Source organism: Allobosea sp. P2_A10 (genome assembly GCF_056405115.1).
Genome location: NZ_JBFUCS010000011.1, coordinates 64,139 through 86,398, shown reverse-complemented (window position 1 = coordinate 86,398; position 22,260 = coordinate 64,139). Strand labels below are relative to the sequence as shown.

Genomic DNA, 22,260 nt, shown 5'->3' with positions numbered 1-22,260 from the left:
AACAGGCCATGACCGCAGAGATTATGGAAGCCCCGAGCGCCGCCGTTCCGGCCGGCGCGCCGCCGCACCCCTTGCGCGAGTTCTGGAGCTATTTCAGCGCCAATCGCGGCGCCGTCGCAGGCCTCGTCGTCATCGTCTTCGTGCTGCTGGCGGCCGTCTTCGCCGACGTGCTCGCGCCGCATTCGCCCTATCTCACCAACAACGCCGTCTTCCTGAAGCCGCCGGTCTGGCAGGAGGGCGGCTCGTGGAGCTACCCGCTCGGCACCGACGCGATCGGCCGCGACATTCTTTCGCGGCTGCTCTACGGCGCGCGGCTCTCGCTGGTCATCGGCATCGCCGTGGTCGCGCTGGCGATCGCCGTCGGCATCGTGCTCGGCCTCGTCGCGGGCTTCTTCAAGGGCGTCATCGAGATCGCGATCATGCGGCTGATGGACATCGTCCTGACCATGCCGAGCCTGCTGCTCGCTATCGTCATCGTCGCGATCCTCGGACCGGGCCTGATGAACGCGATGCTGGCGGTCGCCATCGTCGTCCTGCCGCATTACGTCCGCATCACCCGCGCGGCCGTCATCGCCGAGACCTCCAAGGACTATGTCATCGCGGCGAAAGTCAGCGGCGCCAGCACACTCAGGCTGATGTTCAGCGAGGTCCTGCCCAACTGCACCGCGCCTCTGATCGTGCAGGCGACGCTCGGCGTCTCCACCGCGATCCTCGACGCCGCCGCGCTCGGATTCCTGGGTCTCGGTGCGCAGCCGCCGACGCCGGAATGGGGCACGATGCTTGCCGACGCGCGCGAATTCGTCCTGCGCGCCTGGTGGGTGGTGACGCTGCCCGGCCTCGCCATCCTGATCACCGTGCTGGCCTTCAACCTGCTCGGCGACGGCCTGCGCGACGCCCTCGACCCCAAACTGAAGCGCTAAGCCATGCCACTGCTCGAAATCGAGAATCTGAGCGTCGAGTTCCCGACCTCGGCTGGAACCCTGAAGGCCGTCGATCGCGTCAGCCTGACGCTGGACGAGGGCGAGCTCCTCGGCGTCGTCGGCGAATCCGGCTCCGGCAAGAGCGTCACCATGCTCGCGCTGATGGGCCTCGTCGCCTATCCCGGCAAGATCACGGCCGATCGCCTCGTCTATGACGGGCGCGACATGCTGAAAATGTCCGATCGCGAACGCCGGCAGCTCACCGGCAAGGACATCGCGATGATCTTCCAGGAGCCAAGCACCAGCCTGAACCCCTGCTTCACCATCGGCTTCCAGCTCGCCGAGACACTGAAGAAGCATGAGGGCATGGACTCCAAGGCCGCCAAACGCCGCTCGATCGAACTGCTCGAACAGGTCGGCATCCCCGCCCCGGAAAGCCGGCTGAAGGCCTATCCGCACCAGATGTCGGGCGGCATGAACCAGCGCGTGATGATCGCCATGGCGATCGCCTGCAATCCGCGCCTGCTGATCGCCGACGAGCCGACGACCGCGCTCGACGTCACCATTCAGGCCCAGATCCTCGACCTGCTGATGTCGCTGCAGCGCGACCGCGGCATGGCGCTGGTGCTGATCACCCACAATATGGGCGTGGTCGCCGAGACCGCGCAGCGCATCATGGTGATGTATGCCGGCCAGATCATGGAGGAGCGCAGCGTCGCCTCGCTTTTCGCTGCGCCGCAGCACCCTTACTCGGCGGCGCTGCTCGCCGCCCTGCCCGAGCGTAGCGAGGGCGAACGGCGGCTTGCAACCATTCCCGGCATGGTGCCGGGCCTGCACGACCGGCCGAAAGGCTGCCTGTTCAGCCCGCGCTGCGCCTATGCGACCGACCACTCCCGTATAGTCCAGCCCGATCTGCGAAGCTGGCAGGACGGCAAGATCCGTTGCCACTATCCGCTCGGCGATCCGCAGCGCGAGGCCCTGCGCGCCGCCGACGACGGCCGGGCCGTCGTGACGGAGGCTACGTCGTGACTCAACCCATCATCGAGGCGCGCGAGCTGACGCAGACCTATTCGATCAAGCGCGGCCTGTTCCGGGCTCCGGCGTCGCTGCAGGCGGTGCGCGGCGTCTCGTTCTCCGTGAACGAGGGCAAGACGCTCGCCGTCGTTGGCGAATCCGGCTGCGGGAAATCGACGCTCGCCCGCATGGCGACGCTGATCGAGACCCCGACCTCGGGCGAACTGACGCTGGATGGGCTCGACGCGGTGCATCCGCCGGCCGGCGAGGCCAAGCGGCTGCGCCGCACCGTGCAGATGGTCTTCCAGAACCCCTATGGCTCGCTCAACCCGCGCAAGCGCGTCGGCGCGATCCTCGAGGAGCCGCTGCTGATCAACACGAAGCTGACCGGCCCGGAGCGGACCGAGGCGGCCCGCGCCATGATGGCCAAGGTCGGCCTGCGGCCTGAGCACTACAGCCGCTATCCGCACATGTTCTCCGGCGGCCAGCGCCAGCGCATCGCGATTGCGCGATCGCTGATCCTGTCGCCGAAGCTGCTGGTCGCCGACGAGCCGGTCTCGGCGCTCGACGTTTCCATTCAGGCGCAGGTGCTCAATCTGCTCGCCGATCTGCAGGACGAACTCAAGCTCGCCTATCTCTTCATCTCGCATGATCTTGGCGTCGTCCGGCACATCGCCCATGACGTGATGGTGATGTATCTCGGCCATGCCATCGAGCACGGTCCCAAGGCCGCGATCTTCGCCCGGCCGCTGCACCCCTATACGCAGGCCCTTCTCGCCTCGACGCCAAGCGTGACGACGCAGAAGCGTGAGCGGATCGTGCTCAAGGGCGAACTGCCCTCGCCGCTGAACCCGCCCAAGGGCTGCGTCTTCTCGACGCGCTGCCCGCATGTCACCGATCTCTGCCGCAGCGAGCGTCCGCCGGTCCGCCTGCTCGACGAGCGGCTTGTCGCCTGCCACTACGCCGAGCAGTTCCTGGCGCAGGCGGCATAAGGGGCTCGCTTCGGCGGAAACGTTCGCGCGCCGCGCGTCGGGGGGAACCGGCCGCCGCCGGTTGTGCGGTGCGGCACTTCGGTGCAGGTTGCGAGCCGCAATCGCCGAGAGCCGCACCGAGGAGCCTGCCCATGTTCAACGCCAAGTCACTTCTCGACGCATTGGTCGCTGCCGGCAGCCAGGCGGGTCAGGGCGGCCAGCCGGGCGCACAGGCCGGCGGGCTCGGCAGCATCCTCGGCAGCCTCGCCGAGCAGGTCCAGAAGGCCGGCGGCGTCGGCGGACTTGCCGGCATGGCGGGCCAGATCCTGAATCAGGCGACGCAAGGCGTCGGCGACGCCGCGCACCAGACGGGCATGCAGCAGAAGGCCGGTGACGCTCTGGGTCAGCTCACCGGCGGGCGCAACGTCCAGGACATCATCGAGCAGGCCAGGGGCATGATCAACGCCAATCCAGGCGTGGCGACGGCGGTGCTCGGCGGGCTCGGCGCACTGGTCTTCGGCTCTTCGGCCGGCCGCGCCGTGGTCGGCTCGGCTGCCCGCATGGGCGGTCTCGCGCTGGTCGGCGGCCTCGCCTACAAGGCCTATCAGAACTATCAGGCCGGCAAGCCGCTGATCGATGTCGCGCGAGAGCCGGTCCAGCCCGCTCCGGCCGGAACGGGCTTCGAGCCGGAGGCCGCCACCGAAGCAACCGCGCTGATCTTCATCCGCGCCATGATCGCAGCCGCCGCGGCCGACGGCACGATCGACGCCGACGAGCGCAACGCCATTCTGGGCGGCTTGCGCGAAGCCGGCTTCGATCCCGAGGCCAATGACTGGCTCGCCAACGAAATGGCCCACCCGGCCTCGGTCGACACGCTGGTGGAAGCCGCTGAATCGCCCGAGCTCGCGGCACAGATTTACACAGCCGCCCGCATCGCCATCAACCCAGACAAGCCCAAGGAGAAGGATTTCCTCGCCGGGCTGTCCGCCTCGCTCGGGCTCGATGCCGAACTGGTCGCGAACATCGACGCAGCCGCGAGCGCAGCGAAGGTCTAGTTCCAAGGCAGTCCCGGCGTGTGCCCAGCGCGGATTGACTGCCAGGCGCGCGCGGCAGACGGATAGGCGATGCAGCCATCGCCTTCGCACTGGTCGTCACGCCTCCCGTTCTACTATGGCTGGCTCGTCATCGGCATCACCTTCGTGACCATGGCGGTCGCCGTCAGTGCGCGCACCGCCTTCTCGCTGCTGATGCCGCCCCTGATCGACGAGTTCGGCTGGGAGCGGGGATTGGCCTCGGGCGCATTTTCGTTCGGTTTCATGATCTCGGCCATGACCGGGCCCTTCGTCGGCCGTGTCATGGACCGGCATGGCCCGCGCGTCGTGATCGAGACCGGCGTGGCCATGCTGGCGGCAGGTCTGCTGATAGCTCCGGCCATCAGTGCGGCCTGGCATCTCTATGTCACGCTCGGCGTCCTGGTCGGCTGCGGCGCCAATCTGATGAGCTTCTCGGCGCAGTCGCTGTTCCTGCCGAACTGGTTCGTGCGGAGGCGGGCTTTTGCGATCAGCATCGCTTTTTCCGGCGTCGGCGTCGGCGCGCTTCTGCTCCTGCCCTGGCTGCAGTCGATCATCAGCCGTGACGGCTGGCGCACCGCCTGCTGGTTCATGGGCCTGATCGTGCTGCTGGTGCTTGGCCCACTCAACCTGTTCGTTCGCCGCAGGCCGCAGGATCTGGGCCTGTTGCCGGATGGCGAGACCGGATCGGCCGGCACGGGTTCAGCGCATCGTGCCGCAGCCGTGGTCGATGCGGCATGGGTCGCAACCGAATGGACGCTGGCGCGTGCGCTGCGCACCGCGCGCTTCTGGTGGATCGCGCTCGGCTATTTCTGCGCTCTGATCGCCTGGTATGCCGTGCAGGTCCATCAGACCAAATACCTGATCGAGGTCGGGTTCACGCCGCTGGCTGCCGCCTGGGCGCTGGGTCTGGTCAGCGCCGTCGCCATTCCCGGCCAGATCGGTCTCGGCGCGCTGTCTGACCGCATCGGCCGCGAATGGATCTGGACGGCGGGCTGCCTGGGCTTCGCCATCTCTTATACAGCGCTGATCGCGCTGCAGCACATGCCGACGCCAGCCCTGCTCTACCTGATGGTGATCACGCAGGGCTTTCTCGGCTACGCGCTGACCTCGGTGATGGGGGCGATCGTCGCCGAGATTTTCGAGGGGCCGCATTTCGGCGCGATCTTCGGGACGATCACGGTCGCGCTGCTCGGCGGCGGAGCGGCTGGACCCTGGCTCACCGGCGCGATTCACGATGCGACCGGCAGCTACCGCCCGGCCTTCCTGCTTGCGATCGCCTGCTGCTTCATCTCTGCGGCTGCGATCTGGCTGGCCGCGCCGCGAAAGGTGCGGCTGGTGCCCGGCCGCGTCAGGCGGCCTTCGCTGTCTTGAGGAACGCGCCCATCCGTCCCAGCGCCCGCTCGATGTTCTCCAGCGAGTTGGCGTAGGACAGGCGGATATAGCCCTCGCCATGGACCCCGAAATCGGGACCGCCGATGGTCGCGACGCCGGCATCCTCGAGCAGCGCCGAGGCGAGCTTCTTGGCCTTCCAGCCGGTCTGCGAGACGTTCGGAAAGGCGTAGAACGCGCCCTTGGGCACGATGCAGGAAACGCCCGGCAGCCCGTTGAGGCCGGCGACCACGGCCTTTCGACGCTTGTCGAACTCCGCCAGCATCATGCCGACCGCGTCCTGCGGGCCGGTCAGTGCGGCCAGCCCCGCCCATTGCGCCGGCGCGTTGACGCAGGAATGCGAGTTCACCGCGAGCTTGCGGGCATTCTCGTAAAGCGGCTTGGGCCAGACCGAAAAACCCATGCGCCAGCCGGTCATGGCATAGGTCTTCGACCAGCCATTGAGCAGGATCAGCCGGTCGCGGATCTCGGGATAGCCCAGCAGGCAGACATGCTTTTCGCCGTCATAGAGCATCTGGTCGTAGATCTCGTCGGACATGATCGCGACATCGGGAAATTTGGCCAGGCCCGCCACGAGCCTGTCGATCTCGGCCTTTGGCGTGACGCCGCCGGTTGGATTCGCCGGCGAGTTGATGATCAGGAGCCGGGTTTTCGGCGTGATCAGCGCGAGCGTCTCCTCCGCCGAGAAGGCAAAGCCGTTCTCCTCGCGGATCGGCACCGGGACCGGCGTCGCGCCGGTGTATTCGATCATCGAGCGATAGATCGGGAAGCCGGGATCGGGATAGAGGATCTCCGCGCCGGGCTCGCCGAACATCAGGATCGCCATGAACATGGTGACCTTGCCGCCGGGCACGATCATGACGGCTTCCGGCGAAACCTCGACATCGAAGCGCCGGTGCAGATCGGCAGCGACCGCCTCGCGCAGCGGCAGGATGCCATTGGCCGGCGTATAGCCATGATGGCCGTCGCGCAAAGCCTTCACCGCCGCCTCGACGATGTGCTCGGGCGTCGGGAAATCCGGCTGGCCGATGCCGAGATTGATGATGTCCTTGCCCTGGCGCTGCAGCTCGGTGGCGCGCGCCAGCACGGCGAAGGCATTCTCCTCGCCGATGCGGGCGAAGGACGGGACGACTTGCAGCGTCATGGCGGCATTTCCTCGGGCGGGTCAGTGTCGAAGTGGCCCGCTCTCTCAGGGGCCTTGCGCTGTTCTTGGCTCCAAAACCTGTCGCCTTGCAAGCCTCACCCTCTTGGCTACGACGGCTGCATGCAGTATGCAGGCTGCATATTTAGTATGACTATCCGCCGCATCAGCGCTTGCCGATGCAAAACCGATCGGCATGATGGCGGACTTACAATCGTTTGAATAACGCTGCGTTTGAATGAAGATCGGCAAGCGGCCGTCAGCGCCGCGCCCGCGAGAGGAAGACGAGGATGGCCAAATCACCTGAGAGCAACGTGCCGCGCGCGGATCGGCCGACCGCCATCGCGAAGAAAAAGGCGGTTCGCAAGATAAAGCCGGCGCAGCTGCGCTCGAAGGCCTGGTTCGACAATCCAGACAATGCCGACATGACCGCGCTCTATATCGAGCGCACGATGAATTTCGGCCTGTCGCGCGACGAACTGCAGTCGGGCCGGCCGATCATCGGCATCGCCCAGACCGGCTCCGACATCGCGCCCTGCAACCGCCACCATATCGAGCTCGCCCATCGCGTCCGTGACGGCATCCGCGAGCGCGGCGGCGTACCCTTCGAGTTTCCGATCCATCCGATCCAGGAAACCTGCAAGCGCCCGACCGCGAGCCTCGACCGCAACCTTCAATATCTCTCGCTCGTCGAGATCCTCTACGGCTATCCGCTCGACGGCGTGGTGCTGACGACGGGCTGCGACAAGACCACGCCAGCGCAGCTGATGGCGGCCGCGACCGTCGACATCCCCGCCATCGCGCTGCCGGGCGGGCCGATGCTCAACGGCAATTTCCGTGGCGAACGCACTGGCTCGGGCACGATCGTCTGGAAGGCGCGCCAGATGATGGCGGCCGGCGAGATCGACTACAAAGGCTTCGTCGATCTGGTCGCCTCCTCGGCGCCATCGGCGGGCCATTGCAACACCATGGGCACGGCGACGACGATGAATTCGATCGCCGAGGCGCTCGGCATGACGCTGCCGGGTGCGGCTGCGATCCCGGCGCCCTATCGCGACCGCTATGAGATGGCCTATCTCACCGGCCTGCGCATCGTCGACATGGTCTGGGAGAACCTGATCCCGTCCAAGATCATGACGCGCGAAGCCTTCGAGAACGCCATCGTCGTCAATTCCGCCATCGGCGGCTCGACCAATGCGCCGATTTCGGTCAACGCCATCGCCAGGCACATCGGCGTGCCCCTCGACAACGAGGACTGGACGGCCGTCGGCTACGACATCCCGCTGCTGGTCAATCTGCAGCCGGCCGGCGAATATCTTGGCGAGGACTACTATCGCGCCGGCGGCGTGCCCGCCGTGGTCGCCGAACTCGTCGCCAAGGGCAAGATCAAGCCGGCGATCACCGCCAATGGCAGGACGCTGGCCGAGAATTGCGAGGGCCTCTTCGCCGAGGACCGCAAGGTCATCAAGGCCTATGACGCGCCGATGAAGGCCCAGTCCGGCTTCCTCAACCTGCGTGGCAACCTGTTCGATTCCGCGATCATGAAGACCAGCGTGATCACGCCGGAATTCCGCCAGCGCTATCTCGAGAACCCGAAGGACAGGAACGCCTTCGAAGGCAAGGCGATCGTCTTCGACGGGCCGGAGGATTATCACCACCGCATCGACGACCCCGCGCTCGCCATCGACGAACACTCGATCCTGTTCATCCGCGGCGTCGGCCCGGTCGGGTATCCCGGCGCGGCCGAGGTCGTGAACATGCGGCCGCCGGATTACCTCATCAAGAAGGGCGTCACCGCGCTCGCCTGCATCGGCGACGGCCGCCAGTCGGGCACCTCGGGCTCGCCCTCGATCCTCAACGCCTCACCGGAAGCAGCGACCGGCGGCGGACTGGCGTTGCTCAAGACCGGCGACAAGGTCCGCATCGACCTGAACAAGCGCTCGGCCGACATGCTGATCTCGGACACGGAGTTGGAGGAGCGTCGCGCCGCGCTGAAGGCGGCCGGCGGCTACAAATACCCCAGGAGCCAGACCCCCTGGCAGGAGATTCAGCGCAAGATCGTCGGCGAGCTCTCCGAGGGCATGGTGCTGAAGCCGGCGGTCAAGTACCAGAAGATCCACAAGAAGTTCGGTATTCCGCGCGACAACCACTAAGCGACGGAAGGCCAGCGACAGAACCGCGCCGTCATCCCGGGCCAGCGAAGCGCGGACCCGGGACCCATCGTAAGGCACGATGCAACCCTATGATGGATCCCGGATCGGCGCGGCTTGCGCCGCTTGTCCGGGATGACGCGGTGTTTGATCGAATTGACGATTTCGCCGTCATAGGTGGCCTCATCCCATGCTGCTCACGCTCCGGCAGATCGAGGTTTTCCGCGCCGTAATGCGCGCCCGCAGCATCGTCGGTGCGGCGCGGGACTTAAGCATCGCGCAGCCGACCGTGACCAAAACGATCCGGCGGGTCGAGGATGTCTGCGCGTTTGCGCTGTTCGACCGGCATGGCGGCCGGCTGACGCCGACGGCCGAGGCGCACCGCCTGCTCGGCGAGGTCGATCTCGCTTTCGACCAGTTGGAAGGTGCGATGGCCCGGGCGCTGCGGCTGGCACGCGCCGACACCGGCTCGTTCCGGCTCGGCGGCTCGCCCAGCGTCGGCCGGGTGCTGCTTCCGCGCTCGGTGGCGCGCCTTCTCGCGGAGCATCCGGGCCTGAGCCTGCATCTCGACATCCTCTCGGTCAGCCAGGTGATGGACTATCTGCTCTCCGGGCACGGCGAGAGCGCGGTGACACTGTTCCCAATCCTGCATGCCGGCATCCGCAGCGTCGCCGTCGGTCATGCGCCGGCGGTCGCGATCTGCCCGCGCGACTGGCCGCTGGCGACACAGACCCGGCTTGCGCCCTCCGCATTGGCCGATGTGCCGCTGATCGTGTTCGAGCCGCAATCGGTGCATGGCCGCGTCGTCGATACGGTGCTGCGCGATGGCGGGGTCGTGCCGGGCCGCACCCATGTCGCCCGCTTCGCCGAAACCGCGATCGGGCTTGCCGAGGCCGGCTTGGGCCTCGCCATCGTCGACCGCTTCAGCGCGCTTGCCGCCGACCGCACCCGCGTCGCCGTGCTGCCGCTCGACCATCCCGCGTCATACGAGATTTTCCTGCATCGTCAGGTCGAGCGCGCGCGCGGCAGGCTGACCCAACGCTTCGAGGCGGCCTTGCGGGCCGAGATCCAGGCCATCGGCGCAGGTCTATAGCCTTGGGCTATCGAGCAGCGCAGAGTTCGCTGTTGTCGCGCCTTCCGATCGGTGGCCTTGTCCCCAGACAAGAACAATCCGCAAAGACCATCAGGAGGAACGCCACGATGAGCCTGCCGCATTCCGATTCCGTGCCATCCACCCCGCTCAGCCGCCGCGACGTCTTGGCGAGCGCGCTCGGCCTGCTCGCCGCGACCGCCGCCGGCCCGGCACTGGCCCAGGCATACCCCGCCCGCACCATGCAGATTATCGTGCCCTTCGCGGCGGGCGGCGGCGTCGACGTCGTCACGCGTGTCGTCGCCGAGGCGGCGGGCAACATCCTCAAGCAGCGTTTCGTCATTGAGAACCGCGGCGGCGCTGCGACGATGCTCGGCTCGCAGGCGGTCGCCAAGGCCGAGGGCGATGGCTACACCCTGCTCGCCGCGCCCACGACCATGGTGATCAACCCCGTTTTGAAGGCGAATGTGTCATTCGACTGGGAGAAGGATCTCGTTCCCGTGGCGATGATCGCAAAACTCCCCTTCGTCGTCGTCGCCGGAAAAGCCTATCCGGCGAGCACGATGAAGGAGCTCGAGGTCGTCGGAAAGACGAACAAGGAGCCGATCACCTTCGGTTCGGGCGGCGCCGGCACGGTCGCCCATCTCGCCGGCGAGTTCTTCGGCATCGTCTCCGGCGCCAAGGTCCAGCATGTCGCCTATCGCGGCGAGGCTCCGGCGCTGACCGACGCGATCAGCGGCAATATCAGCGTGATGTTCTGCACGCTCGCAGCTGCGTCCAGCCATATCAAGGGCGGCACGATGAAGGCGCTCGGCGTCACCACCGCTAAACGCACGGCGTTGCTGCCGGAGGTCCCGACCGTAGCCGAGCAGGGCTACCCGGGTTACGACCTTTCGGCATGGGTCGCGCTGGTCGCCCCCAAGGGCACGCCGGCCGCCGTGGTCGAAGTCCTGAACGCCGCGATCAACACCGCCCTGACCAAGCCCGAGATCAATGCACGCCTGATCGAAATCGGCGCGGAGCCCGCTCCGGGCACGGCCGCCGAACTCGGCGCGTTCATGGCGAAAGACGCCAAGATCTGGGCCGATGTGGTCAAGACCGCAGCCATCAAGGTCGAGTGACGGCAGCGATCATGCTCGCCTTGCGAAAACACGCTCCGGAACCCGGCCTCTCCTTATGCGTGACGGACGAGCCCGGTGCGCCCGGCCCTGGCGAAGCGCTGCTGTCGGTCAGCGCTGCCGGCATCTGCGGCACCGATCTGCACATCGCCGACTGGACTGCGGGCTATGAATCGATGGCCGCCGCCATGCCGGTGACGCTCGGCCATGAATTCGCCGGCCATGTCGTTGCGATCGGCGAGGGCGTGGCCGGGCTCGCGGTGGGAGCGCGCGTCGTGGTGCGGCCCTCCACCGTCTGCGGCCATTGCGAGCAATGCGCCGGCGGACATCGGGAGGATTGCGTCCGCCGTACCGGCATCGGCGTCGGCCGCAATGGCGGCTTCGCCGCACGCGTCGTCGTTCCCGCAGAAAACTGCGTCGCCCTGCCCGACGGGCTCGACGATGGCCTGGCTGCCCTGACAGAGCCGATGACGGTCTGCGCCGAAGCCGTCGATACGGCCGGGGTCGAGCCGGGCGACACCGTCCTGATCATCGGGCCGGGCACGATCGGCCAGGGCATCGCCTTGTTCGCGCAGGCTGCCGGCGCGGCGCGCATCGTGATCGCCGGTCGCGACGACGCGGCCCGGCTGGCAACGCTGAACGCGCTCGGCTTTCAAGACACGGTCGACAGCGTTGGAACGAGCCTGACCGGGGCGCTCGCCGCTGCCGGTCTGCCTCTCGCCTACGACGTCATCATCGAGGCGGCGGGCGTGCCCGCCCTCGTGCCCGAAGCGCTGGAACTGCTGGCGCTGCGCGGCGTGCTGACCATCTGCGGCATCCACGCCAAACCCGCATCCATCGACCTGACCCGGCTCGTGCGCCGCCATCAGCAGATCCGCGGCAGCTACCGCGCACCGTTGGCGACATGGCCGCTCGTGATCGCGTTCCTGGCCGCCGATCCCCGGCGCATGGCGCTGCTGATCGGCGAAAGGGCGCCGCTTTCCGATGCGGTCGCGGCTTTCGCTCGGGCCAAAAGCCGCAGCGCCGCCAAGATCCTGCTGCTGCCATGACCAGCGCGATGCAGGGCGACTGGCGTGGACAGGCATTCCTGACGATCGCCAACGGCGTCGCGCCCGCGCGCCGAAGGGAATACGAGGCCTGGCACAGTTTCGAGCACGTGCCGGAGCGGCTGACCATGCCCGGATTTCTGGCGGGCAAGCGCTATGTCGCCGGGCGCGGCGCGGCGACCCGCTATCTGACGGTCTATGATCTCGATCACGCAGCAGCTGTGGAAACTGCGGCCTACAGGCATCTGCTCGCCCATCCGACGCCGGCATCGCTCGCGATGCGACCAGCGATGACCGATTTCCTCCGCGGGCTCTACCGCGAGAGCGGCAAGGCCGGCGCGGGGCTGGCGCGCCATCTCGGCTGGCTGAGCTGGCGCGGCGCACCGCAGTCCGCCTTTCTCGATCTCGCTGGCCGCGACGGCATCGCTTCGGTCAGGCTCGGAACCAGCGTGGCGACCGCGCCGCACCCGGCCTTTACCGTCGCGCCCGGCGATGACGGAGAGCACCACATGGTCCTGCTCGGCGGCACGGAGCGGCCCTGGCTGCGACATGTAGTGGCGGGCATTGCCGCGGTGCCGGGTATCGCTCCTGGCGTCATCGCGCATGGCGTGGTCGATCTGATCCTCGCCTATTGATCGCGCTTCAGGCTGCCCATGCCCGGCGCGCATTGGCGCTGGTGCAATCGCGCCTGCATTTCGGGGCTGACAAGACTGCATCGCGCGGACACTATGCGCGTCCTGTCGCAGCTCCCGACCTGAAACGATTTAAAATGGCCTACGCTCCGCAGATCGCTGCCTTCCGGGCGCTCCATGAGACCGGCTGCTTCGTTATGCCCAATCCGTGGGATGTCGGTTCCGCACGCTGGCTGCGTGGACAGGGCTTCAAGGCGCTCGCCTCGACCAGCGCGGGCTTCGCCTTCACGCAGGCGCGCGCCGATCAGGACGTGCCGCGCGACATGATGCTGGCCCATCTCGCCGAACTGGTGAAGGCGGTGCCCGATGTCCCGGTGAATGCCGATTTCGAGAACGGCTATGCCGATACGGCCGATGGCGTCGCCGCCAACGTCAAGCTCTGCGTCGCGACCGGCGTCGCCGGCCTCTCGATCGAGGATGCGACCGGACGCAAGGATGAGCCGCTCTATCCCTTCGAGCTGGCGGTCGAGCGCATCCGGGCCGCAAGGCGCGCCATCGACGAAACCAGCTCGGGCGTGCTGCTGACCGCGCGTGCCGAATGCCACCTGACCGGCCATCCCGATGCGCTGAACGAATCGGTCCGGCGGATCGAAGCCTATGCGCAGGCCGGCGCCGACGTGCTCTATGCGCCCGGCCCGCGCACGCCCGAGCAGATCGCCGCGATCGTCAGGGCGGCCGGCGGCAAGCCGGTGAACCAGCTGGTCCATAGCGATTTCGGCCTGAGTGTCTCCGATATCGCCGGGCTCGGCGTCCGCCGCATCTCGATCGGCGCGGCGCTGGCGCGGGCCGCCTGGGCGGCCTTCATCGAGGCGACGCGGCTGATCAGGGATGAGGGCAGCTTCAGGGGCTTTGCCGGCAACGCCGCGTCCGCCCCACTGAACCCGTTCTTCACCGAAGACCTCAAGGCGCGCGATCTGCAGGTTAAGGCGTGAGCGGGCGGCTGCTGATCGCGCCGGCCTGGCTCGGCCTGAGCGGACTCTGGACTGTCGACGCCAAGGGCGGGCGAAAAGCCGTCGACGCCGAGGATGTCGGGCTTTCTGAAGACCTCGCCGATCGGCTCGAAGCCTGGATGGACGCGTTCGACGCGATCTACGAAGAAGATCAGCAGGCCCGCTCGCGCTTTCCCGATGCCGTCGAGCAGCTTGCCTGGGAGGCGGAGGGCGCCGCGATCGCGGCGACGATCGCGACCGAACTCGGCTCCGCTTGGACCATCACGACCGATCTCACCAGCTGGCGCGAGACCACCAAACCATGACCGAGCTTCTGAACTGGAAGGCGCCGCCCTTCCCCCCCGCCAAGGTTCTCGAAGGGAACTGGTGCCGCCTCGAACCGCTCGATGCAGGCCGCCATCTCGACGACATCTGGGCCGCCAACGCCGGGCACGACCAGGTCTGGGACTGGCTGCCCGCCCTGCCGCCCAAGGACAAGGAGAGCTATCGCGCCCTGCTCGTCTCGACGGTCGAGAAGGCCGGCATCGTTCCGCTCGCCGTCATCGACAAGGCCGACGGCAAGGCCAAGGGCCATCTCTGGATCATGGAAATCCGGCCCGAGCAGGGCGTCTTCGAGGTCGGCTGGATCACCTATTCGCCGAGCCTGCAGAAGACCCGGACCGCGACCGAGGCGATCTATCTCGTCGGCGACTACGGCTTCTCGCTCGGCTATCGTCGCTACGAGTGGAAGTGCAACGATCTGAACGAGCCCTCCAAGCGCGCCGCTTTGCGCTTCGGCTTCCAGTATGAGGGGCTGTTCCGCCAGCACATGGTGGTGAAGGGCAGGAATCGCGACACCGCCTGGTTCTCGATCCTCGATTCCGAATGGCCGGCTTGCGCGAAGGCGTTCCAGGCCTGGCTTTCGCCGGAGAATTTTGACGCCGCCGGCCAGCAGAAGATTTCGCTCGCCGCCCTCGGCGAGCAGGCGCGGGGGAGCTGAATGTCGCTGCGCCGCGCCACCCCTCAGGATATCCCGGCGATCGTCGCCCTGACGGACGCCGCCTATCTGCCGAACGAGCCGATCATCGGGGTGCCTTCGCTGCCGCGCATCGCCGATTATGCGCAGGTGCTGGCCGAGCACGAGGTCTGGCTGGCGGAAAGCGGCGCGGGCCTCGATGGCGTGCTGGTGCTGGAGGATGACGGCGAGCGCTTCACCTTGTGGAGCATCGCCGTGTCGCCACTCGCGACCGGCCGCGGAGTCGGCCGGACACTGATGGCGTTCACGGATGAGCGTGCGCGGGAGCGCGGCCGCGAAGCTGTCCACCTCTACACGCACGAAAAACTCATCGATCGTATCGGCTGGTACGAGCGGCTGGGCTATGTCGTCACACATTATGAGGATTTGCCGGATCGTCGGCTCGTCCATATGCGCAAATCACTTGAAAAAGCCGGCTGAACAGGGACAAAACACCATGGCAGGACGTTTGAAGGGCAAGATCGCGGTCGTCACCGCGGCGGGACAGGGCATCGGCCGCGCCATCGCGGAAGCCTTCGTCGCCGAGGGCGCGACGGTCTACGCGACCGACAAGGATGTGGCCCTGCTGGAGGGCATCCCCAAGGCCAAGAAGCGCAAGCTCGACGTGCTCTCGACCAAGGTGGTCGAGGCCTTCGCCGCCAAGGTCGGCGCGATCGACATTCTCGTCAACGCAGCCGGCTTCGTCCATCACGGCACGGTGCTGGAATGCGACGACAAGGCCTGGGACTTCTCCTTCGACCTCAACGTCAAGTCGATGCACCGCACGATCAAGGCTTTCCTGCCCGCGATGCTGGCCAAGGGCGGCGGCTCGATCGTCAATATCGCCTCGGGCGCCGGCTCGGTGCGCGGCATCCCCAACCGCTATGTCTACGGCGCCTCCAAGGCAGCGGTGATCGGGCTGACCAAGGCGGTCGCCGCCGACTTCATCAAGAAGGGCGTGCGTTCGAACGCGATCTGCCCCGGCACGATCCAGTCGCCCTCGCTCGACCAGCGCATCGGCGATCTCGCCAAACTGACCAAAACGACGGAAGCCGCCGCCCGGCAGGCCTTCATCGACCGCCAGCCCATGGGCCGGCTCGGAACGGCCGAGGAAATCGCCCTGCTCGCGGTCTATCTCGCTTCCGACGAGTCGAGCTACACCACCGGCCAGATCCACCTCGCCGATGGCGGCTTTGCGCTCTGAGCGCGAAGCCTGACCTGTAAGGACAAAGCCAATGCATATTCTCGTTCTCGGCGGCGCCGGCATGGTCGGCCGCAAGTTCATCGAGCGGCTGGCCCACACCGGCGAACTCGGGGCTAGGACCATCGACAAGGTCACGGCGCAGGATATCGTCGCCGCGACCGCCCCAGTCGCTTGCCCCTTCACCTTCGACGCAGTCGTCTCGGACATGTCGATCGAGGGACAGGCGGAAGCGCTGATCGCCTCGCGCCCCGAACTGATCGTCCATCTCGCCGCGATCGTCTCCGGCGAGGCGGAGGCCAATTTCGACCTCGGCTATCGGATCAATCTGGACGGCACGCGCTTCCTGTTCGAGGCCATTCGCAAGGTCGGCGACGGCTACAAGCCCCGCGTCATCTTCACCTCGTCGATCGCCGTCTTCGGCGCGCCGTTCCACGACAGGATCGACGACGAGTTCTTCACCACGCCGCTGACGAGCTATGGCACGCAGAAGGCGATCGGCGAGCTCCTGCTCAGCGACTACACCCGCCGGGGCTTCTTCGACGGCGTCGGCATCCGCCTGCCGACCGTCTGCGTGCGGCCGGGCGCGCCCAACAAGGCGGCTTCGGGCTTTTTCTCCAACATCATCCGTGAGCCGCTGAACGGCATCGACGCCGTGCTGCCGGTCTCCGACCAGGTCCGCCACTGGCATGCCTCGCCGCGCTCGGCGGTAGGCTTTCTCGTTCACGCCGCAACGATGGACACCTCGGCAATCGGCCCGCGCCGCGCCCTGACGATGCCCGGCTATTCCTGCACGGTCGCCGAACAGATCGAGGCGCTACGCAAGGTTGCCGGCGAAGGCGTCGTCGCCCGCATCAAGCGCGTGCCCGATCCGGTCATCGACGGCATCGTCGCCGGCTGGCCGCGCAATTTCGAGGCGAAGCGCGCGCCTGCCCTCGGCTTCAAATCAGAATCGAGCTTCGAGGAGATCATCCGCGTCCATATCGACGACGAACTGGGCGGCAATTTCGTGAAGTAGCGCACCCCTGCGTCGCCTTCGACGTCATGGTCGGGCTTGTCCCGACCATCCACGCCGTCCTTCGTCCAGCGCTACGCCGAAGACGTGGATGCTCGCCACACGGGCGAGCATGACGGTGTAGTCGGCCCGCGCTACTTCACAGGCCGCCGCGAAAACATCAGATCGACCTCACCGATCGGCAGCCCGAGCTTCGAGACGATCGCCCGGTTGACCACGACCCCGTCGCCATTGCGCTCGATCACATCCTCGAAATGGACCCGCACCGCGCCCGCGCCCGTCGTCAGGTCGACGTCGTAGGACAGCCGCACGCCATTGCCTTCCTGGCGGATCGTCGCCTCGCCGACGACATCCTCGCGGGTGCCGGCATAGCTGCCCGGCCCGGTCCTGCGGAAGGTCCAGGTCTTCACGTCCTTCTCGCCGTCGGAATAGGTGAAGGCCTCGCGCAAGGTCAGCGCGCCGGCCTGCATCCGCCCGTCGAGGACCACGTTCAGGCCGCGTTGCGCCCCGGTCACCTTGTTGGAGAAGGTGCCCTTCGCATAGCTGCGCCCGACGAAGTCCCGCTCCAGCACAATGCCTTTGGGTCCTTGCGTCGCGGAGAATTGCGGCGCGGTCGCGCAGGCCGAGACCGTGCCGGCGAGCGCCAGTGCAAGGCAAAAACGACGCGAGATCATGGTGAGCCCTCCATAGCGAAAAAGGCTCCGGATCGCTCCGGAGCCTTTTCTGTCTACGCCGGGCAGGGCTCGCCGGATGCCTCGACGACCGCAGGCTCGTTCTCGGCGAGTTCCGGCGCATGGGCCCAGCCGCTCGCGCCCCAGCTCTTCAACGCCGACCAGGTCGAACGGTCGAGCCGGAACTGCTCGCAGGGGAACAGCCCGCCCCGCGCCGGCAGCGACTTGAGGAAGGAGCCCTCGGCGCGGAAGCCCGACTTCTCCAGCACCCGCCGCGAGGCCGGATTGATGACGCGCGTGTCCGCATCGATTGCCGGCACTTCGATCAGCGAGAACAGCGTGTCGATCAGCGCCTGCACGGCTTCGGTCGCCAGCCCCTTGTTCCAGTGCGGTGTGCCCAGCCAGTAGCCGATGAAAGGCACGCCGGTCGCCTGCCTGTGCGCGCCGATCATTCCGATCAGCTCGTTTGGCTTCGAACGCGGCGTAATCGCCAGCACGAGATGCTCGCCCAGCGCATTGCCCTTGCGCATCGCGAAGATGAAGGGCTCGACCGCATCGACCGGATAGGGATGGGGAATCGAGGCCGTCATCTCGGCCACGGCTTTCTCGCCGGCGAGACGCAGAATGGCGGAGGCATCCGCCATCCGGGGCCAGCGCAGCCAGAGACGGCGGGTCTCGAGCCGGAAGACGTCGTCGCGGGTCAATTCGGGGAACATCTGAGTCTCTCCGTCGGCGCAAACGAAAAAGGGAGCTGGGACTTAGTCCCACCTCCCCTTTGTTGACCTTTGGGAAACCCTGTTCGGGTCTTGACCCTTGATCCGTCCGGTTCGGTGGAACCGGCGGATCGAGGAAAAATCCCTATCCGCCGTTTACTCTGCGGCCTGTTGGGCCGGGACTACGTTCACGAAAGCTCGGCCGAGTTTCGTAATGAAGCGGACGCGACCGTCCGTCATCGCGAAAAGCGTATGATCTTTGCCCATGCCGACATTCGCGCCGGGATGCCATTTGGTCCCACGCTGGCGGATGATGATGTTACCGGTGATGACGGCCTGGTCGCCAAACTTCTTGACGCCGAGGCGCCTGCCCGCGGAGTCACGACCGTTGCGGGATGAACCGCCTGCCTTTTTGTGAGCCATAACGCCCTACCTCAAAACTTCTATGGTCTGTCTAACCCGAATCGGCGGCGAAAGCCAGCCGATCCGGGAGTGAAACTGCAATGACGACTGACGGGAGGTGTCAGTAGTCCTCGCCGGAGGCCAGTTCGGCCTGATCGGCCTTCGCCCGGGGGGGCTTGCCGGCCAGAAGTTCCTTGGCCTGCTCGACCCACTCCTCGCGCGCAGCACGACCGCGAAGCTTGAGCTCCTCGTCCCACTTGGCGATATCGGCCTCGTTCCAGGCGGCGATGTCGTTCCACGAGCTGATGCCCGCGGCGCGCAGCTTCTTCTCGATGGTCGGGCCGATGCCCGAGATCAGCGAGAGGTTCGAGGCATCCATGGCGGAGGCATCGGCCTTGGCGGCCTTCGGAGCAGCCTTGCTCTTGGTTTCCGTCGAGGCCGCCTTCAGGGCCACGGCGGAGGCATCGCCCTTCTTCATCTCCGGCTTCTTGCCGCCGGTGAGGATGTCGGTGATGCGGATCACGGTCAGCTCGGCGCGGAAGCCGCGCTTGCGCTTCGAGTTCTGGCGACGGCGCTTCTTGAAGGCGATGACCTTCTCGCCGCGCGCCTGCTCGACGATCTCGCCGGCGACGGTGATCTCGCCCAGCGCCTTGGCGTCGAGCGTGTTCTTGTCGCCATCGGTCAGCATCAGCACGGTGCCGAAGGCGACGGTGTCGCCCGGGTTGCCCTCGATCTTGGCGGTGGTGATACGGTCGTTGGCGGCAACGCGGAATTGCTTTCCGCCGGTCTTGATGACTGCGAACATTTTATCCTCCATGTTCGGCCCTGCCCTGTCATGGCCTCCTGAAGGAGGCGCACGCGGGACAGCTTTTTGGCAGTCGGTTGCGTGGTCGGGTTTGCTCTTTCGGGACTTAAGGCGCGCAAATAAGCGAAACCGGGACGCCAAAAAGAGATCGGGCGCGGGTTTCCCCACGCCGGATGGAAGGCTCGATAGTCGCGCGGGCCCGCAAGGTCAAGCGAAAGCATGCCCGACCGCACAGATTGCCGTCATGAAGAGCGATTTATAACGGCCTCACGACTTGTCTCCGCCCGATCCCGCGTGTAGTACGAGCCCGCTTCGACCAGACGACGCGACCGCGGACAGGTGGCAGAGCGGCTGAATGCACCGCACTCGAAATGCGGCATACCCGCAAGGGTATCGGGGGTTCAAATCCCTCCCTGTCCGCCATTCACATCTTATAACATCTTGAAGTTTATACGAAAAATTTCTTATTTGCCTGCCGACGCCCCTACTCCCGCCCCAGCGACCCGAGGCGCTCCCTGGCAGGCCGAGCTCTTGATTCCAATAGAACCGGGGGCCGCCGCGAACTGCGCCCCGTGCGTCCCTGAACAGGAAGAAGCTTTTCAGGTGCGGCAACGGAAGGTGAACGTGCTCCGTCCGCGCACCGACCGGAAAGCCTCGATTCCGGCACGGCGCCTGAGCCCGTCTCATCACTCGCCCGAACAGACGCCAAACCCGCCAGAAACGAACTCAGCGTTGGGTGAAATCTGGGCGGCACGTCACGCTTCGTCGGAGAATATCCCACCTTCCGGTGGCGCTTCTGGCCCAGAGCAACCGCCTGGAACAAACGCTTTCCGTTACATCTGCTGTTTCAACGCGCCCATCGCATGCAGGCGCGCGTGCGGGGCATCGTCTTAAAATCATTGTCAGGCGGATTTCGGCTGACCGCTGATGCCGCCGGTCAGGCCATCGAGCCAGGTATCGGTTTCGGCGAACTGGCGGCCTGCCTGCACGACCTTCCAGAAGGTCACATCGGCCCAGTGGACGATGGTGTTCTCCAGGCTGCGTTCCAGCAATTCACCCTCGGCCGAATGCGCCGCCGCGATGTGGGCGACCGCTTCCGGCAGGTCCATGCTGAAGCAGATGAAGACGCCATAGCCGGGGTGGCGGATCGAAGGGAAGCCGACGGCGTAGGGATCGGCCTTCCAGCGCTTCACATTGTCCGGCTGGAACTCCCAGACCTTGCCGATGTCGTGGCAGAGCGCGCCGGCGATCAGAATGTTGCGGTCATAGCGGAAGTTCGGGAAGAGCGCGGCCATCTCCTCGGCGGTTTTCACCGCAAGCCGGCAGACCGAGCGCATGTGGTCGCATTGCGTGCCCGTCAGAAGCGGGTTCGAGTCGTAATTGCCCGAGGGCTTCATCTCGCCGATCTGCGTGAAGCCATGCGCCTCCAGCGCCGCGACCCAGGCGTCGATAACCTTGTCGCGCAGATCGCGGTCCTCGATCCAGTCGATCTCCGGCATCTCGGCGACGCGGGCGGCACGCTTGGCCTGCGTAATCTCTATCGACTTGCCACGCAGCGATACGGTTCGCGGATAGGTCACATTGTTCTCCGAAATGCAGATCGTTCGATGATTTTCACTGCGCGCCGATGAGCCGCGGCAGCCACATGACAATGCCGGGCGCGAGGATGATCAGGACGATCATGACGAGCAGGCTTCCGATGAAGGGCAGGACGCCGAGGATGACGTCGCTGATGACGCCACGCCCTCGCACGCCCTGGACGACATAGAGATTGACCCCGACGGGCGGCGTGATCATCGCGGTCTCGCAGAGCAGGACCACCATGATGCCGAACCAGACTGGGTCAAAGCCGGCGTGGACCACGACAGGAACGATGATCGGAATCGTCACGATCATCATCGGCAGCGGCTCCATGAAGCAGCCCATGATCAGGTAGAAGATGATGATCGCGACCAGCGTGCCCATCGGGCCGAGCCCGAGGCCGGTGATGAAGCCGTTCAGCGCACCGACGAGGCCGATCGCCGACAGCACGAAGTTCAGGAAGAAGGCGGAAGCGACGATCAGCATGATCATCGCCGAGGTCCGCATCGTGCCGTCGAGAGCCTCGAGAATCATCCTGACGGAAAGCTTCCGATTGAACGCCGCCAGCCCGATCGCCACGACGACGCCGAGCGCCGCCGATTCCGTCGGCGTCGCCAGCCCCGCATAGATGCTGCCGATCACGATCAGGAAGATGATGCCCGGCGGCACGAGCCCGCCCAGGCTCCCGACGCGCTCCTTCCAGGAGGTCTCGATCGCGCGCCCGCGCCATTCCGGCCGGATGAGACAGCAGATCAGGATCGTCGCCATGAAGATCAGGCCGAGCACGATGCCGGGCACGAAACCGGCGAGATAAAGCTGCGGCACCGAGGTCTGCGTCAACCAGCCATAGATGATCAGGTTGATCGAGGGTGGGATCAGGATCCCCAGCGTTCCGCCGGCGGCGACCGTGCCGAGAAACAGCTTCTCGCCATAGCCATAAGTCTTGATGACGGGAGTCGCGACCGTTCCGATCGTGGCGGCGGTCGCCACACTCGACCCGGAGGTCGCCGCAAACACCATCGAGGCGCCGATATTGGCGTGCATCAGGCCGCCCGGCAGCCAGGCGAGCCAATGGCTCATTGAACCGTAGAGCCGGTCCGCCATGCCTGAGCGCAGCAGGACCTCGCCGAGCAGGACGAAGAGTGGCACGCTGACGAGGATGGCATTGGTCGAGGCCGACCAGATGACCTCGCCCATGGCGAGATAGATCGGCATCGGCGAGAACACCGCTCCGAGCGAAAGCGCGAGCAAAAGCAGCGCCGCACCTACGGGGATGCTGAGGCCGAGCAGGACGATCAGAAGGCCGAGCGAGGTTGGGACCATC

At 66.3% G+C, this 22,260-nt stretch carries 23 protein-coding genes and 1 tRNA gene; 17 read left to right on the top strand and 7 right to left on the bottom strand.

Translation table 11 applies throughout. From position 1 onward, the window contains the following. Positions 1-8: 8 nt before the first annotated feature. The 5 genes from AC1DZY_RS16585 (at position 9) to AC1DZY_RS16565 (ending at position 5,349) form a co-directional block, all read left to right on the top strand. Positions 9-920 carry an ABC transporter permease subunit gene (locus AC1DZY_RS16585; protein WP_476821234.1) on the top strand — a complete coding sequence of 304 codons (912 nt, stop codon included), beginning with the start codon at positions 9-11 and terminating at the stop codon, positions 918-920. A gap of 3 nt (positions 921-923) precedes the next feature. Next, the gene (locus AC1DZY_RS16580; RefSeq protein ID WP_476821233.1) at positions 924-1,949 is read left to right on the top strand and encodes an ABC transporter ATP-binding protein; all 1,026 of its coding nucleotides are present in this window, start codon (positions 924-926) and stop codon (positions 1,947-1,949) included. Beyond that, positions 1,946-2,926: a peptide ABC transporter ATP-binding protein gene (locus AC1DZY_RS16575; protein ID WP_476821232.1), complete on the top strand. Its 981-nt coding sequence runs from the start codon at positions 1,946-1,948 to the stop codon at positions 2,924-2,926. The genes AC1DZY_RS16580 and AC1DZY_RS16575 overlap by 4 nt, the downstream gene beginning before the upstream one ends. Positions 2,927-3,057: 131 nt before the next feature. Further along, positions 3,058-3,960 carry a tellurite resistance TerB family protein gene (locus AC1DZY_RS16570; RefSeq protein WP_476821231.1) on the top strand — a complete coding sequence of 301 codons (903 nt, stop codon included), beginning with the start codon at positions 3,058-3,060 and terminating at the stop codon, positions 3,958-3,960. Between the two features lie 69 nt (positions 3,961-4,029). Further along, on the top strand, positions 4,030-5,349 hold the full coding sequence (locus AC1DZY_RS16565) for an MFS transporter (protein WP_476821230.1): 1,320 nt from the start codon (positions 4,030-4,032) through the stop codon (positions 5,347-5,349). Here the strand turns inward: AC1DZY_RS16565 and AC1DZY_RS16560 are convergent. Continuing rightward, on the bottom strand, positions 5,327-6,511 hold the full coding sequence (locus tag AC1DZY_RS16560) for a pyridoxal phosphate-dependent aminotransferase (protein WP_476821229.1): 1,185 nt from the start codon (positions 6,509-6,511) through the stop codon (positions 5,327-5,329). The genes AC1DZY_RS16565 and AC1DZY_RS16560 overlap by 23 nt on opposite strands. A 287-nt stretch (positions 6,512-6,798) precedes the next feature. Here AC1DZY_RS16560 and AC1DZY_RS16555 point away from each other — a divergent pair, with 287 nt between their 5' ends. The 11 genes from AC1DZY_RS16555 to denD all read left to right on the top strand — a co-directional run bounded on the left by AC1DZY_RS16555 (position 6,799) and on the right by denD (position 16,767). Beyond that, positions 6,799-8,661 carry an IlvD/Edd family dehydratase gene (locus AC1DZY_RS16555; protein ID WP_476821228.1) on the top strand — a complete coding sequence of 621 codons (1,863 nt, stop codon included), beginning with the start codon at positions 6,799-6,801 and terminating at the stop codon, positions 8,659-8,661. A 187-nt stretch (positions 8,662-8,848) separates the two neighbouring features. Next, positions 8,849-9,751, top strand: a complete 903-nt coding sequence (locus AC1DZY_RS16550) for a LysR family transcriptional regulator (protein WP_476821227.1) — start codon at positions 8,849-8,851, stop codon at positions 9,749-9,751. A 107-nt stretch (positions 9,752-9,858) separates the two neighbouring features. After that, positions 9,859-10,869, top strand: coding sequence for a Bug family tripartite tricarboxylate transporter substrate binding protein (locus tag AC1DZY_RS16545; protein ID WP_476821226.1), 1,011 nt, complete (start codon positions 9,859-9,861; stop codon positions 10,867-10,869). Positions 10,870-10,928: 59 nt separating this feature from the next. Next, a complete protein-coding gene (locus tag AC1DZY_RS16540; RefSeq protein WP_476821225.1) occupies positions 10,929-11,915 on the top strand; it encodes a zinc-dependent alcohol dehydrogenase in 987 nt (328 codons plus the stop codon). Next, positions 11,912-12,547, top strand: coding sequence for a hypothetical protein (locus tag AC1DZY_RS16535; RefSeq protein ID WP_476821224.1), 636 nt, complete (start codon positions 11,912-11,914; stop codon positions 12,545-12,547). Before AC1DZY_RS16540 ends, AC1DZY_RS16535 begins: the two co-directional genes overlap by 4 nt. A 134-nt stretch (positions 12,548-12,681) precedes the next feature. After that, positions 12,682-13,536 carry an isocitrate lyase/PEP mutase family protein gene (locus AC1DZY_RS16530; RefSeq protein WP_476821223.1) on the top strand — a complete coding sequence of 285 codons (855 nt, stop codon included), beginning with the start codon at positions 12,682-12,684 and terminating at the stop codon, positions 13,534-13,536. Continuing rightward, positions 13,533-13,859 (top strand): hypothetical protein, encoded by a 327-nt coding sequence (locus AC1DZY_RS16525; RefSeq protein WP_476821222.1) that lies wholly within the window; start codon positions 13,533-13,535, stop codon positions 13,857-13,859. Before AC1DZY_RS16530 ends, AC1DZY_RS16525 begins: the two co-directional genes overlap by 4 nt. After that, entirely contained in the window at positions 13,856-14,533 is a 678-nt protein-coding gene (locus AC1DZY_RS16520) for a GNAT family N-acetyltransferase (RefSeq protein WP_476821221.1), read from the top strand. Before AC1DZY_RS16525 ends, AC1DZY_RS16520 begins: the two co-directional genes overlap by 4 nt. Continuing rightward, positions 14,534-14,989: a GNAT family N-acetyltransferase gene (locus tag AC1DZY_RS16515; protein WP_476821220.1), complete on the top strand. Its 456-nt coding sequence runs from the start codon at positions 14,534-14,536 to the stop codon at positions 14,987-14,989. A gap of 16 nt (positions 14,990-15,005) precedes the next feature. Next, positions 15,006-15,752 (top strand): SDR family oxidoreductase, encoded by a 747-nt coding sequence (locus AC1DZY_RS16510; RefSeq protein WP_476821219.1) that lies wholly within the window; start codon positions 15,006-15,008, stop codon positions 15,750-15,752. Positions 15,753-15,783: 31 nt separating this feature from the next. Continuing rightward, positions 15,784-16,767, top strand: coding sequence for a D-erythronate dehydrogenase (gene denD / locus AC1DZY_RS16505; RefSeq protein ID WP_476821218.1), 984 nt, complete (start codon positions 15,784-15,786; stop codon positions 16,765-16,767). A gap of 131 nt (positions 16,768-16,898) precedes the next feature. Here denD and AC1DZY_RS16500 read toward each other — a convergent pair whose 3' ends face one another. The 4 genes from AC1DZY_RS16500 to rplU all read right to left on the bottom strand — a co-directional run bounded on the left by AC1DZY_RS16500 (position 16,899) and on the right by rplU (position 19,355). Further along, positions 16,899-17,438, bottom strand: a complete 540-nt coding sequence (locus AC1DZY_RS16500) for a DUF3833 family protein (protein ID WP_476821217.1) — start codon at positions 17,436-17,438, stop codon at positions 16,899-16,901. A 53-nt stretch (positions 17,439-17,491) separates the two neighbouring features. Then, complete coding sequence (locus AC1DZY_RS16495) at positions 17,492-18,151, bottom strand: GNAT family N-acetyltransferase (RefSeq protein ID WP_476821216.1); 660 nt, start codon at positions 18,149-18,151, stop codon at positions 17,492-17,494. Between the two features lie 153 nt (positions 18,152-18,304). Further along, the gene (gene rpmA, locus AC1DZY_RS16490) at positions 18,305-18,571 is read right to left on the bottom strand and encodes a 50S ribosomal protein L27 (protein ID WP_476821215.1); all 267 of its coding nucleotides are present in this window, start codon (positions 18,569-18,571) and stop codon (positions 18,305-18,307) included. A gap of 100 nt (positions 18,572-18,671) precedes the next feature. Continuing rightward, complete coding sequence (gene rplU / locus AC1DZY_RS16485; protein ID WP_476821214.1) at positions 18,672-19,355, bottom strand: 50S ribosomal protein L21; 684 nt, start codon at positions 19,353-19,355, stop codon at positions 18,672-18,674. A gap of 333 nt (positions 19,356-19,688) precedes the next feature. Between rplU and AC1DZY_RS16480 the strand changes: the two genes are divergently transcribed. After that, a tRNA-Ser gene (locus AC1DZY_RS16480) sits at positions 19,689-19,778 on the top strand. 479 nt (positions 19,779-20,257) lie between these two features. Here AC1DZY_RS16480 and AC1DZY_RS16475 read toward each other — a convergent pair. After that, a complete protein-coding gene (locus AC1DZY_RS16475; RefSeq protein ID WP_476821213.1) occupies positions 20,258-20,935 on the bottom strand; it encodes an HD domain-containing protein in 678 nt (225 codons plus the stop codon). Positions 20,936-20,969: 34 nt separating this feature from the next. Further along, positions 20,970-22,259: a TRAP transporter large permease gene (locus AC1DZY_RS16470; RefSeq protein ID WP_476821212.1), complete on the bottom strand. Its 1,290-nt coding sequence runs from the start codon at positions 22,257-22,259 to the stop codon at positions 20,970-20,972. Position 22,260: the final 1 nt, after the last annotated feature.

What these genes read in the sequence shown, in the direction of transcription:
- AC1DZY_RS16530 (WP_476821223.1), top strand. Translation starts at nt 12,682, where the DNA reads ATGGCCTACGCTCCGCAGATCGCTGCCTTCCGGGCGCTCCATGAGACC.
- AC1DZY_RS16560 (WP_476821229.1), bottom strand. Translation starts at nt 6,511, where the DNA reads ATGACGCTGCAAGTCGTCCCGTCCTTCGCCCGCATCGGCGAGGAGAAT.
- denD (WP_476821218.1), top strand. Translation starts at nt 15,784, where the DNA reads ATGCATATTCTCGTTCTCGGCGGCGCCGGCATGGTCGGCCGCAAGTTC.
- AC1DZY_RS16470 (WP_476821212.1), bottom strand. Translation starts at nt 22,259, where the DNA reads ATGGTCCCAACCTCGCTCGGCCTTCTGATCGTCCTGCTCGGCCTCAGC.
- AC1DZY_RS16580 (WP_476821233.1), top strand. Translation starts at nt 924, where the DNA reads ATGCCACTGCTCGAAATCGAGAATCTGAGCGTCGAGTTCCCGACCTCG.
- AC1DZY_RS16570 (WP_476821231.1), top strand. Translation starts at nt 3,058, where the DNA reads ATGTTCAACGCCAAGTCACTTCTCGACGCATTGGTCGCTGCCGGCAGC.
- AC1DZY_RS16555 (WP_476821228.1), top strand. Translation starts at nt 6,799, where the DNA reads ATGGCCAAATCACCTGAGAGCAACGTGCCGCGCGCGGATCGGCCGACC.
- AC1DZY_RS16520 (WP_476821221.1), top strand. Translation starts at nt 13,856, where the DNA reads ATGACCGAGCTTCTGAACTGGAAGGCGCCGCCCTTCCCCCCCGCCAAG.
- AC1DZY_RS16515 (WP_476821220.1), top strand. Translation starts at nt 14,534, where the DNA reads ATGTCGCTGCGCCGCGCCACCCCTCAGGATATCCCGGCGATCGTCGCC.
- rpmA (WP_476821215.1), bottom strand. Translation starts at nt 18,571, where the DNA reads ATGGCTCACAAAAAGGCAGGCGGTTCATCCCGCAACGGTCGTGACTCC.
- AC1DZY_RS16585 (WP_476821234.1), top strand. Translation starts at nt 9, where the DNA reads ATGACCGCAGAGATTATGGAAGCCCCGAGCGCCGCCGTTCCGGCCGGC.
- AC1DZY_RS16550 (WP_476821227.1), top strand. Translation starts at nt 8,849, where the DNA reads ATGCTGCTCACGCTCCGGCAGATCGAGGTTTTCCGCGCCGTAATGCGC.
- AC1DZY_RS16500 (WP_476821217.1), bottom strand. Translation starts at nt 17,438, where the DNA reads ATGATCTCGCGTCGTTTTTGCCTTGCACTGGCGCTCGCCGGCACGGTC.
- AC1DZY_RS16535 (WP_476821224.1), top strand. Translation starts at nt 11,912, where the DNA reads ATGACCAGCGCGATGCAGGGCGACTGGCGTGGACAGGCATTCCTGACG.
- AC1DZY_RS16495 (WP_476821216.1), bottom strand. Translation starts at nt 18,151, where the DNA reads ATGTTCCCCGAATTGACCCGCGACGACGTCTTCCGGCTCGAGACCCGC.
- AC1DZY_RS16565 (WP_476821230.1), top strand. Translation starts at nt 4,030, where the DNA reads ATGCAGCCATCGCCTTCGCACTGGTCGTCACGCCTCCCGTTCTACTAT.
- AC1DZY_RS16510 (WP_476821219.1), top strand. Translation starts at nt 15,006, where the DNA reads ATGGCAGGACGTTTGAAGGGCAAGATCGCGGTCGTCACCGCGGCGGGA.
- AC1DZY_RS16545 (WP_476821226.1), top strand. Translation starts at nt 9,859, where the DNA reads ATGAGCCTGCCGCATTCCGATTCCGTGCCATCCACCCCGCTCAGCCGC.
- rplU (WP_476821214.1), bottom strand. Translation starts at nt 19,355, where the DNA reads ATGTTCGCAGTCATCAAGACCGGCGGAAAGCAATTCCGCGTTGCCGCC.